Origin of the sequence: Pseudoalteromonas aliena SW19, assembly GCF_014905615.1 — a bacterium.
Lineage (GTDB): Bacteria > Pseudomonadota > Gammaproteobacteria > Enterobacterales > Alteromonadaceae > Pseudoalteromonas > Pseudoalteromonas aliena.
This window is the reverse complement of sequence record NZ_AQGU01000029.1, coordinates 338,522-350,862: the sequence shown is the minus strand read 5'-3', so window position 1 is coordinate 350,862 and position 12,341 is coordinate 338,522. Positions and strand designations below refer to the sequence as shown.

10 protein-coding genes and 1 pseudogene are annotated in these 12,341 nt (G+C 39.3%); 3 read left to right on the top strand and 8 right to left on the bottom strand.

Features of this window, described 5'->3' with window-relative positions; all coding sequences use genetic code 11:
* Positions 1 to 161 precede the first annotated feature (161 nt).
* The 3 genes from PALI_RS17960 to PALI_RS17950 all read left to right on the top strand — a co-directional run bounded on the left by PALI_RS17960 (position 162) and on the right by PALI_RS17950 (position 3,894).
* Positions 162 to 1,067 carry an ABC transporter ATP-binding protein gene (locus PALI_RS17960; RefSeq protein WP_193156963.1) on the top strand — a complete coding sequence of 302 codons (906 nt, stop codon included), beginning with the start codon at positions 162 to 164 and terminating at the stop codon, positions 1,065 to 1,067.
* Positions 1,067 to 2,587 (top strand): hypothetical protein, encoded by a 1,521-nt coding sequence (locus tag PALI_RS17955; RefSeq protein WP_193156962.1) that lies wholly within the window; start codon positions 1,067 to 1,069, stop codon positions 2,585 to 2,587. The genes PALI_RS17960 and PALI_RS17955 overlap by 1 nt, the downstream gene beginning before the upstream one ends.
* Before the next feature lie 353 nt (positions 2,588 to 2,940).
* Complete coding sequence (locus tag PALI_RS17950) at positions 2,941 to 3,894, top strand: hypothetical protein (RefSeq protein ID WP_193156961.1); 954 nt, start codon at positions 2,941 to 2,943, stop codon at positions 3,892 to 3,894.
* 331 nt (positions 3,895 to 4,225) lie between these two features.
* Here the strand turns inward: PALI_RS17950 and PALI_RS17945 are convergent, their stop codons facing one another.
* The 8 genes and pseudogenes from PALI_RS17945 to exaC all read right to left on the bottom strand — a co-directional run bounded on the left by PALI_RS17945 (position 4,226) and on the right by exaC (position 12,197).
* Positions 4,226 to 5,200: a transposase gene (locus PALI_RS17945; protein ID WP_193156960.1), complete on the bottom strand. Its 975-nt coding sequence runs from the start codon at positions 5,198 to 5,200 to the stop codon at positions 4,226 to 4,228.
* 90 nt (positions 5,201 to 5,290) lie between these two features.
* Positions 5,291 to 6,349, bottom strand: a pseudogene (locus tag PALI_RS17940) (transposase); the annotation flags it as partial.
* A gap of 217 nt (positions 6,350 to 6,566) precedes the next feature.
* On the bottom strand, positions 6,567 to 6,896 hold the full coding sequence (locus PALI_RS17935; RefSeq protein ID WP_193156958.1) for a hypothetical protein: 330 nt from the start codon (positions 6,894 to 6,896) through the stop codon (positions 6,567 to 6,569).
* Positions 6,897 to 6,989: 93 nt separating this feature from the next.
* Entirely contained in the window at positions 6,990 to 7,280 is a 291-nt protein-coding gene (locus tag PALI_RS17930; RefSeq protein ID WP_226894580.1) for a hypothetical protein, read from the bottom strand.
* Between the two features lie 192 nt (positions 7,281 to 7,472).
* Positions 7,473 to 7,826: a hypothetical protein gene (locus PALI_RS17925; RefSeq protein WP_193156955.1), complete on the bottom strand. Its 354-nt coding sequence runs from the start codon at positions 7,824 to 7,826 to the stop codon at positions 7,473 to 7,475.
* 388 nt (positions 7,827 to 8,214) lie between these two features.
* Entirely contained in the window at positions 8,215 to 9,339 is a 1,125-nt protein-coding gene (locus PALI_RS17920) for an IS91 family transposase (protein ID WP_226894566.1), read from the bottom strand.
* Position 9,340: 1 nt separating this feature from the next.
* The gene (locus PALI_RS17915; protein ID WP_193156953.1) at positions 9,341 to 10,294 is read right to left on the bottom strand and encodes a tyrosine-type recombinase/integrase; all 954 of its coding nucleotides are present in this window, start codon (positions 10,292 to 10,294) and stop codon (positions 9,341 to 9,343) included.
* Between the two features lie 382 nt (positions 10,295 to 10,676).
* Positions 10,677 to 12,197: an acetaldehyde dehydrogenase ExaC gene (gene exaC, locus PALI_RS17910; RefSeq protein WP_193156951.1), complete on the bottom strand. Its 1,521-nt coding sequence runs from the start codon at positions 12,195 to 12,197 to the stop codon at positions 10,677 to 10,679.
* Between the last annotated feature and the right edge of the window lie 144 nt (positions 12,198 to 12,341).

Here is a 12,341-nt window from a genome sequence, read left to right as displayed (position 1 = left end):
CCTAACTTATCACGTTGATGCTTTTCGCCATTATTTGGTGAGAGTTGTTATTCAATATTGTTTATTTAAAAGTTTTAAAATTTAAGTTATTGATTATTAATTGCTATTTATATGGCTTAATATTTGCTGAATGAGTGTAACTTAATTAGGAATAGACACTCATGCTATTAGATATTCAATCATTACGTCATCAATATAATAAAAGCAAAGATGCAAAATGCGCAATTAATACATTATCGTTGCAAGTTGAACCTGGTATTTTAGCCTTGTTAGGCCCTAATGGAGCAGGAAAATCTAGTTTGATGAGAATTCTGGCTACCATTACTAAGCCAACACAAGGTGTCATTTTATGGCAAGGCCAAGATATTGTTAAATCACCACAATTGTTACGCAAAGAGCTGGGCTATTTACCTCAATATTTTGGCGTGTATGAACAGCTGTCGGGTATTGAGTTTTTGCAATACATGGCAGGGCTTAAAGGGCTTGAAAGTTCCCATGCCAAGAGTGTTATTGATGATTTACTAAATAAACTTAATTTAACTCACGCCGCGCACCAGCCGCTAAAAGGCTACTCTGGAGGTATGAAACAACGCATTGGAATTGCGCAGGCGTTATTAAATGATCCTAAATTATTGATCATTGACGAGCCGACAGTTGGTCTTGATCCGCATGAACGCGCTAACTTTAGACAGTTATTGACCGAGCTTGCGGCGGATCGTTGCATTATCTTCTCTACGCATATTGTGTCAGATGTTGAATCGATTGCGGATCGCATTGTAATTATGCGCGGTGGCACGCTTATCCAATCAGCAACAGCAGATGTATTACAGCAAAAAGTGGCTGATAAATGCTGGACACTAACGGTTGAACCATCGGAGCTGAAACAGATCCAGCATGAGTATATTGTTAGCCACAGCATTCGAAAAGAAGGAAAGCTTGAATTAAACCTTGTTGCGGATCATTGTCCTGACTCTAAAGCTACGGTACGGGCGGCATCACTCGAAGATGCTTACTTGTATTTTACCAGCGATCAATCAGTATCTCACAGCGCAGTGAGGATCAGTTAATGAAACAGATTTGGCAATGTATGGTAGCTGACTTTAAACAACGTACACGCCAACAAAGTTATATGGTGACCTTGTTGGCTATGTCTGTATTAACGTTATTGTATTTTCCATCCCCTGATGCACAGTACCAAACATTGGTTATTAATGGCTACCGCGGGATTTATAACAGCGCGTGGATTGGCGTATGTTTAGCGATGCTGAATGTCATGTTCTTACCAATTATTTGTTTTTACTTAGTTAAAAATGCACTTGAGTTAGATAGGCAATCAAAAACGTGTGAGCTTATTGCAGCAACGTCGATTAGCAAACAGGCTTTTTTATTCGCTAAGTGGGGAGTAAATGTACTGATTTTGCTTTCAATTGTATTGGCGATGTTGCTCAGTAGTGTATTGATCCAACTTTATTATGGCGAAAGCTACCAGATTGATATGTGGGCACTTGTTTGGCCGCAATTAGTGTTTGTTTTACCGCTGTTATTAGCAATTGCATCTATTGCTATTTTGTTTGAGTCGATAACGTGGCTCAAAGGTGGTTTTGGTAATGTGGCGTATTTTTTCTTGTGGATTGGCTCGATAACGCAAAGCATTGAAGGAGTGTCAGGCATTGGTGCGGTGCTTGAAAGTTTAGATATGGAGGTTGCTGCGCGTTTTCCAGCAGAGCAAGGTGGCACCAATGTTGGCATAACAGCGAGTGAATCTGTAAGCACATTTGTTTGGCATGGGTTTGAGCCAAGTGTTGTGCACCTCTTAGGAATGCTGCCTTTGTTGATGATCAGCTTAATAGGTTTGAGTTTAGCATTTTTATTTTTTGATCGTTTCAGTAATGGCTCACTGAAAGAGGCTAAAAAGCCATGGCGAATAGTCAGCGTAATTGAAAAAGTCACAGGAATACTCGATAGATTATTTGCTGGCGCAACAAAGTCATTCGCTTTTACACGTTTATTACGATTAGAGTTTAAGTTAATGCTCAAAGGGCAAACAAATCTGTGGTTCATCGGGTTGGTCACTTTGAATGTATGCCAAGCTTTTGTTGATCAGGAGCTGTTATTGAGCCTTTTTTTACCTATCTCATTGCTGTGGTGTGTATTGGTTATATCACCATTAGGGCAGCTAGAGAGGCAAACAAATACCTTTGAAATTATGGCTTACAGTAAGCAATCCCCATTATTGCAAAATATGGCGAGTTTTAGTGCTGGCTGGGGACTGTTAGCATTAGCGTGTTTAGGTAGTATTGCACGGTACGTAGTGATGGCGGAGTGGTTGCTGCTGGTACAATTGTTTGTGGCTATTTCGTTTATGGTTTCATTAGCCTATTTTTGCGGTGCATTTACGCAAACAAAGCGAATGTTTGAAGTCGTGTTTTTAGTTATTTGGTATATAGGGCCTCTGCAAGCTGGGTTATATTTAGACTTTTTAGCCGTGAACAGTCAGTCGAGTTGGGATGCAGGAATGCCTTATTACTTTTTGGCTATTGCTAGTGGATTATTGCTATTAACAATGAGCATTAAACGAACCCGTTGATTAAAAGAGCATCAGGGGACTTTACCTTACCTGATGCTCTTTTGTGTACTTGGGGGTTACGACCTTTAATTGTTTACGAGATATAAAGGCTATCATCACTAACACGTAGTGCCATACAATCGCTCTGGCCATTTATAATCATACATTTATCAACGCGTACCCCCGCACCTGCGTATTGTCAGATTCAAGGTCGAAGTGCACCACATTTATTAAACGAGATTCAGGTTAGCTAAATATATAGATATCCCCTGAAGTAAAGCTGACTCACCTTGTAAACAAAAAGAAAAAAATGTAAAAAATCTTGATCGCAGCAATTAGTCCCTGTACTTTAAACGTAATTATTTAAGGAGAGAATGATGACACTTTTAAAATTTACCTTACCACTTGTACTTACTCCCATTTTATTACTTACTACACCAGTTAAAGCCAATGGTATCGATGAATGCGACCCATTTTGGATAAAGTCCAATATGAATAAGTATATGCAAAGTGAGCGAGTTGAACGGTTAACAGTTCGAGCTGGCAGTAAAAATAAATGTGTAACAATATCAGCAAATAGCAATGAGGTGTATGACATACTCAAAATGCAATATAATAAGCGAAACGCGCTTGAGTCAAAATTAAGAACTAAAATTGATGAACAATTACGAAGTAGTGCTTCTGGTTCGGTTAAACACCGATATACAAACTTTGAGCTGACAGGTAATCTAGCTACTAAACTTACAGCTAATTCAAATGGTGAAATTTTAGCCCGTGTTAATGGCTTTGGTTTTAAAGCTCGCGCCAAATATACACTTAAAAATGTCCCATCAATTATTGCCAAAGTATATGCTAATGTATCCATTAACAATATTGTGGTAGATGCCAAATATGACTTTATGACAGGTAAGTCACAAGTAATAAACGTAAACCCTATTAACCTTAATATTAATGTTGACTCTCGTATTTTTGGCTTTAGTGTTCCACTATTAAGCAACTACATTAATAACAAGCTCGAAGCAGAACTTCGAAGCGATATTGCCAATTATTTAGACACTAAAACTAATGGATGGAGTAAAGCTCTATTCTCACTAGATAACGCAATTCCAAATGATAAGTTTGGAAATCTAGGAATAACTGTTAAACAAAAATTGACGAGCCTTTTGCAAGGGCAATATATCGAGATTCGAACTAACACTAAGAGTCTAATAGGTTCTTCATTAACTGTAGATATATCCGGTGACTTTGGTATTCATATGGATTCTGATAGGTACGAAAACCCATGCTACATATACGCTGACACACCATGCGGTATTCCTATGGACTAATTGGTAATTAGAATGAGTGTCATCCTAGTTCATTCCTTAATTCAACAAGCTGTAAGTGGTGAAATGACCCCCTTAAAATAAAAAGCGCTGCAAATATGCAGCGCGCTCATTACTCAGTGGTAACTAGACAGTGGTAACTAGACAGCCACTTTAATAGAGCAACCAAAACTACACCACGAAATTTACTTTTTTGACTCGGCGTTTGTCTCTTTTTATATCATTATTCATAAAGTGCTCATTAAATAAGCCATTATCACTGTTAAACCTAAATTACATGCATGAAAATGACTGCATGATGCAGTTTTAACTTTTCTACTGGGTAATTTAAGGTTTATGCTAATAGCTTTTCACAATTACTTATATTAACTCGCCGTTTTCTGTTTAAGTTTTCACAGTAACTTGCTTGTGAGGTGGGCCTGCCTACTGCACCATGAAATACGCGTGTAAATTGTGTGGTGAGTTTTAACCAATTTTCTGGGGATATATTAAGCCTTTCAAGCAAAGGAAGGTTCATATTATCAATATACCCGCGTTTATCTTCTCGCATACAACGCCCTGTTAGTTCAACAAGTTCAAGGTACGATTTAAGCTCAAACGGTAGCCCTTTTGGCATTATTTGACACGGCATGCCTGCAAAGCGCTGGAGTTGTTTTGGTTGCTTGCCTTCCCTTGCATATGTTAAGCGTTGTTTGATGCTAGTATGCTCTGATTCTTCGGGCGTTTCTGCCATTTTGGCTCTGATGGGGTTTAAATCTACATAAGCCATGCAGGCCGCCAATGCGGCTTCATCTAATAATGCTTGCGAACTAAATCGTCCCTCCCAAAACCTGCCAGTGCAGTTATCTTCTTTATTTGCCCTGCGCGCAATGTCTTCATTTAACACCCGCATAAACCAACTAATACTTGATAGACGCTCTCGATATTCCTTTACCGTTTGATTAAAAAAGATAAGTTCAGCTTTACTTAGCTTTTCACCTTGTATGTATTTTTGCGTGAGTACGGTGCCTTTGCACAGCTTGTGCCAGCGAATAACAATCGCTTTATCATTCAGCCGGTTCGCTTTTTTATCATCAACATACAACACTAAGTGCGTGTGGTTACTCATAACGGCATAAGCACAGACGTCAATACAAAATATCTTAGCTAACTCAAGCAGTTTGTCTTCAACCCACCCTCTGCGGTGCTCGTAAGATTGCCCCGTAAAATGGTCTTCACCGCACAAAAAAGCACGACGAACACAACGCGAGATACAGTGGTAGTACTTTGTATCAACCAAACTTACTTGACGCTTTCTTGCGATTGCCATAAGACATCCTGCTTTTATTTGTATTAACTAAAACGTAGTCTTTAATTTTAAAAAGTGCAAAATTTAAAGTGGGTGTCAATATTAGTTTGTTAGTCGGCGTTTTTCTTGCTCTGTTTCGTATGTTTCGCTGTCTTTAAACAGCGGATTTCGTTTTCTAAATTGGTTATCCGCAATGTAGGTATCGAACCCACTTTTCGCCATATATTCAAGGTTCACTTCGCTGTTAAACCCACTGTCTGCGGTGAATTTAATCGTGTGCTCGTCTTTGGGTTTGTCAGTGTTTAATTTATCGAGCTGTTGTTTTAATTGCTTAACAGCTGGCTGTAGAGTTTGTTGCTCACCCACTGAGCCCCACGCTTGTGCTTGCAGGATGATTTGGTGTTTATCGTCATTAATCGCGATGCCGTTGTAGCCTTGAATTGTCCCTTTTGACGTGGTCATTTTCGCACTATCTGGATCAGTGATATTACTTTTAACAGGCTTGCCTTTACTGCCTATTTTTTCTTTGTGAGTGGCTAAGAACTCGGTAATTTTACCTGCACTTTTATCTAGCTTTTCTTTTTGTTTTAAATCCTGAGTTATCAATTCTTCGCCCAGCCCATCTTGTGATTGGTGGCGTTCAATAATACGTTTGCTTGCGCGTTCTAGTTTTGCTTTTTTGCGACCTAACTCATCGAATGTGCCACTCCACTCTTTACTCGCATTGGACTTTAATTTACACCCATCAATGGCAAACATGTTACGGCCTATCAAGCCTTCTTCATCACATATCATCAGCACTTGCGTAAAAAGTGGCTCAATCTGTTCATGCATTTTAGCCACAAAACCCGCTATCGATGTGTAATGTGGCTGGATATCACCCGACACACTCATAAATAAAATGTTCGTCTCACACGCTTTAGCAATTCGGCGGCTACTAATTAAACCATGTGCATAACCAAGTAAAATAATCTTTAGCATTACCGAAGGTGGATACGCCGCCGCGCCCGTTTTGTCATTGTTGTACCACGCGTCAAATCCCGATAAATCGAGTTTATTTTCGACAATATAACAAAGGGCATACTCAAAAGTGCCAGGCAGAATTTGCTCAGCGAAATTGATAGGAATGAATTTATTTTGACAGGATAAGTCAGGCTTGTAGTTAGCCATAACAGTTTACCGTGGGGAATAATATCTATTAGATCACAGCGAACAGATGGATTCAAGGTTAAAAAGCAATCAATTTGAAATAGTAGAATACGTTCCTAAAAAGAGTAATTCTACAGCCTCAACGCCCTAATAATGGGCTAAAAATTGTTTGCTAAAATGTTGAGGGACGAAAACAGCAAACTGTTTTTAGTCCTTATTTATTAGCTTGTTAGGTGCACTATAGTTGAATTTCACTTCTCGGTACACCGACATTAACCAAAAGGTCTTCGAAGTAACCCATTTCCTTGAGCTCTTGATTGTTTTCATAAGCAAGGCATAAAACCATTCGGACATTACACATAGCTTTATCCGTTGAAGGTGCTGGTCCTCCGTTTTCATCAACCCACGTCCATAGTTGTTCCCTAACTTCTTCTAGATCAACCTCATTGCCAGCAAGCCAATATTGTTGAAGAAGTTTAAATGATTTATCTGAGACACTTACGGAAGGTAATTCGAGTTTATTAACCCAACGAATCATATACTTTGCATAATCTAAATTTTCATCCATGAGTGAGGGTAATCTCCGTGCACCTAACGCTTAACATATGGGGATTTTAGGAGCGCCTTTTCAGCGAATAAAATTCCCACCATGATGTTTTTGTTATAAGCCATTGTTAATTGCACATTTAGCTATTAATCGTTTTTTAAAATCTTTTACAATAAAATCGGCTTTTTGATAAAAAACACCATTATCTTCTTCAAAATGCTGACCATCTATATCAAGTTCAAAACTTGTTTTCTCTTCACTTTGCTCTTGAACCATTAACGTTACATTGTAGTTTTCAATTTGAAAGAAAAACTCTGAATCAGTTAAAACTAGACTGCTTACTCCTTCACTTTCATCAATTGTTGCTTTCATGCAATCCAAAGGAACAAGGAAGTCAACACTCATGCCGAAACCTATGCGATTATCATTTTCAATTTCACATCCTGAAATCAGAATGGTGAAAAGTAACACCAATATTCGATTCATATACCTTGGCTTATAACGCTTACATAAGCGGAAAAATATTGTTGGCTATAATGTGCACGGAGTGAAACAGCCAACTGTATTTTTTCCGTTTAATGTTCTTGTTAGTGTGATTTAATTGAACACACGTTTCATCGTTTTACTTAAATCATAAGTATCAGGATCTTGTCGCTTGCGATCTTTCATAATCAATTCATATACTCCATCTACTTCGTAAACTTTAATATAAGTAATTATTTTATTTTCTGACTTTAGCTTCATATTAGAATCAGAAACCGACCAATGCCCTTGTTCATAACCATTAATCATTTGCTTAAGATATGTTCTATCCGAACGAACTAACAACGTATCAGTATAATTAGAGTACTCTCCAACTAATTTTTCACGGTCAACAATAGGGTTGTGATCAACATCTCTCAAACACCCAGATAAAACTGTAAACATAAAGATTAAAAATAACGCTCTCATTTTGATGTTCCGTTTGATAAAAACTTAACCTAAAAAAATGCACTGGTAGTAAACTAATCACACTAACGTCTTAGTATTTATACGTTACGTTGTTTGTATCGTATAAATACCTTGTTGAACGAAGCATACTCCTCACTCAACATTTTTATTGGTATGCTTAATGCTATAGGAATTCTCTTTTTTAGGGAAGTCGTTGATTGCAGTTTTATTGGACACCCTTTTACTACTAGACGGGTTAGTTACTGTTCATTAATTTCATTTCTACGCTTTTTTATAGCGTTTCTGCCTGCTGTTATCTTTTTTGCTTATTTTAGGCAGCACCACATCTAAGCTGATCCTCTGTTACACCAACTTAGTTAACGAGTTATTTTAACGGTTCGACTTACTATTAACCACTATTCATTATGATGCTTCCCGTCGCTAGGCCGTCTATTTTTGCATCCTTTATACAGAGGCTTTTCAGTATCAGCCGCCCTTGCTTACATGATGGACACGGCCAATTAACGCTAACCGGCACTGGTGTCTCTGACTTTCCTTGATTTACAGCCTCATACTTACCTATTTGTGCGCTGATAATATCCCGCTTTTTGGCTCTACACGCACTGGCTAAAAAACCGTAGTGTCGTATTCGCATAAATCCACTTGGGAGCACATGCAGTAAATAGCGCCTGATAAATTCTATGCCCGTTAATGTCATTCGCTTTATTTTGCTGTCTCGGTAGTCTTTATAGCTAAACGTGACACTTTCTTTTGTTACCTGCTTGAGTCGTCCTTCATGCAACATGCCTTTACGTGTGTAGCGCCCAAGGTATTTCAACACCGTTTTCGGCTCGGTCAAATTCACCTTGCTGTGTACGCACCATGATTTTTTCATGAGCAATTCGCTTTGAGGTATCATTAGTTTATGTGCCCTAATGGCTGCTAGCATTTTTGCTCTAAACACGGTTGCTAAGGCTTTTACTGCAAATAAATACGGCTTTTTAACACCGCGCCACTCACCTGACGATGTTAATACGCCACCTGGAATTAAACAGTGCAAATGAATATGTTGAGCAAAGCTTTGCCCCCATGTATGTAACACCGCAGTCATTCCTAACGTGCCTTGTAGCTGTTTTTTACGCTGCGCAAACTGACTGAGTGTTTGCCATACAGCATGAAATAAACAGCTGTAAATCTCACGCGGATATTGCCTTGCTAATCCATTTAGTTCATGAGGGAGTGTAAATACCAGATGAAAATAAGGCGCATTGATAACATCTTTACTTTGTTGTTCACTCCATTGCTCGCTAACATGCCCTTGGCACTGCGGACAGTGTCTATCTCTACATGCGCAGTACACTGTTTTATTATGCTCGCAGCGATCACACTGCCATTGCTGAGCACCTAACTTTACGGTTCGACAGTCCTGTATGTGCTGACACACTCGCTGTTGTTGATAGGTTAATGCATGGATTTCTTTATAGTTACTGAGGTGTTGCGCTAAGACATCTGCAACATGATGCGTCGTTGCCATCTTAGTCCTCCTCCCACGCAGCCATTAAATCATGGCTACTATGTGCCATCTCTGGCAACCAGTGTAAATAACGCTCTGTCGTACGAATACTCGTATGTCCCAACTGCTTTTGTAACTGGTGAAGCGGCATACCGGCTTCAATTTGATGTGTAGCATAAGCGTGACGCAAACTATGCGCTGATACATTTTTTGCAATGTCAGCCCGCACTACCGCACGTTTTAATCCACGACTAAACGTTTTTGCATCTATCGCTTTTTCTTTATCCCAATTAGTACAAAACAGCATACTGCCAAGGGAAAAGCCTGCTATATAAGCGTTTAATCGCCTTACTGCGCTTTTAGGTAATATGACACGACGGTCTTTATTCCCTTTTCCTGCTCTAACCCATAGGCAGTCTTGGCTAAATTCAATATCAACAACCCGTAAATTCAGTAATTCACTTATTCTGAGTCCGCAGCCATAGCAAATACAAAGCATGACTTTTTGTTGTGCAGATACCGTATTTAAAAACAGGCGATGAACCTCATCCCGTGTTAGCAGTATCGGTATTTTGTGTGCTTTTTTAGGCAATACAATATCAATGCTGAATGAGCGCTGTAGTACATATTTATATAAAAAATTAACGGCATTGAGTTTTACTGCAATCGTTGCACGCGACAAGTGCTGTGTTAGGTTTACATACCTAAAATACGCCTCAAGCTCTTCCTTATTAATTAAGTCAGGCGATTTATCGTAGTAATTAGCTAACTGAGCGAGTGCATTTATATAAGATTCTTCGGTACGTGGTGAGTAGCCTCTTAAACGGATCTCGTCTATGACGCGTTGTCTTAATGGGGTCATTGGTTTTCTCCGGTAAATGGGGGAAGTCCCAATGACAAGTGTGGCAATTATGCTGAAGGTTGCTAGCTCCGCGTAGCGGCTTTGTTCAACAACTTTGTCTACGACATTTGTCATTTTACAAACCGACAAATGTCCATATATTACAATTTATTTATTTTAGCCATCAAATAAACACCTGTAAACAATTAGTTAGCTGCCAATTTTTTTAGTCAGTGCGGAAATGTACCAAAATGGTGGAGATCAGTAATATCAGACAAAATATATATTACTGTCGATATATACAGCGGCTGTTTATAAAATAGTACGTATTATTAAATCACATTTTAACGCAGTTAATGAATTATTTAGAGAGCTGAAGTTTCAACATTTTAATTCAATTAGTATCCTATTTATGTATTACAACAAGCTGTAAGTGGTGCAATGACCCCCTTAAAATAAAAAGCGCTGCAAATATGCAGCGCGCTCATTGTTGAGTGGCTGTTGTATTTAAATTTTTTTAAAAGAAGCCAAGCGGATCTTCGCTGTAGCTTACTAATAGGTTTTTAGTTTGCTGGTAATGTTCGAGTGCTAGTTTGTGCGTTTCGCGGCCTATTCCTGATTTTTTATACCCACCGAAAGCAGCGTGTGCTGGGTACATGTGATAGCAGTTGGTCCACACTCGCCCTGCTTCTATTTTACGACCCATGCGATAAGCACGGTTCATGTTTCTGCTCCACACACCGGCGCCCAAACCAAACTCTGAGCTGTTGGCAAGCTCGAGTGCTTCGGCTTCATCTTTAAAAGTCGACATAGAAATAACAGGGCCAAAAATTTCTTCTTGGAACACACGCATGTCATTTGTGCCTTTAAGCAGCGTAGGTTGTATGTAATAACCACCGTTTAAGTCATCACTTAGCTGCTCTACGTTTCCGCCAGTGAGCACTTCTGCGCCTTCTTTTTTACCTATTTCAATGTAGCTGAGTATTTTATCAAACTGTGCTTTTGAGGCTTGTGCGCCAACCATAGTTTCGCTGTCGAGTGGGTTTCCGCGTTTAATTTTTAAGGTACGTTCGAGTATTTTTTCAATAAACTGCTCGTAAATATCTTCTTGAATAAACAGCCTTGATGGGCACGTACACACCTCGCCTTGATTAAAATAAGCAAGCACGGCACCTTCAATGGCTTTGGATAAAAACGCGTCGTCTTTTTCCATTACATCATTAAAAAATATATTAGGCGATTTACCGCCAAGCTCGACCGTTGAAGGAATAATATTTTCAGCAGCGCATTTTAAAATATGTGACCCCACAGGCGTTGAACCCGTAAATGCAATTTTAGCGATGCGTTTGCTTGTAGCCAGTGCTTCACCTGCTTCTTTACCAAAGCCATTTACAATATTTAATACGCCTGCAGGGAGTAAGTCGCCAATAATTTCCATTAATACTAAAATAGAAGCTGGGGTTTGCTCAGCCGGTTTTAAAATTACGCAGTTACCTGCAGCAAGTGCTGGCGCTAGTTTCCAGGCGGCCATTAAAATAGGGAAGTTCCACGGGATGATTTGCCCCACAACACCGAGTGGTTCATGAAAATGATACGCAACGGTGGTTTCGTCTATTTCACCTATTGTGCCGTCTTGCGATCGCAGGCACCCTGCAAAGTAGCGAAAGTGATCAGCCGCTAGCGGAATGTCAGCAGCGAGTGTTTCACGAATTGCTTTACCGTTATCCCATGTTTCGGCAACAGCCAGTAACTCAAGGTTTTGCTCAATACGATCGGCTATTTTTAGCAGTATGTTACTGCGTTCAGTTACCGACGTTGTGCCCCACTGCGCTCGCACTGCATGCGCTTTGTCGAGAGCCAGCTCTATGTCGTCTTTGTCTGAGCGCGGTATTTGGCAAAATACTTTCCCATTTACTGGGCTTATATTATCAAAGTATTGGCCATTTACAGGCTTTACCCATTCTCCGCCAATGTAGTTACCGTATTGTTGTTTAAAGTTTAAAAGTGCGCCGTCGCTGCCTGGATTTGCATATATCATGAGTGTGCTCTCTTTGTTGTTATTAGCTAAAGGTCGAACATTTATATAAATCAAAATGCTTTATATTTAATCAGTGTTGTTTGACATTAAACTAACAAACGCCTAAAAACTTGATTAGCTGTCCACAAAAGTTGTCTGTGAGTC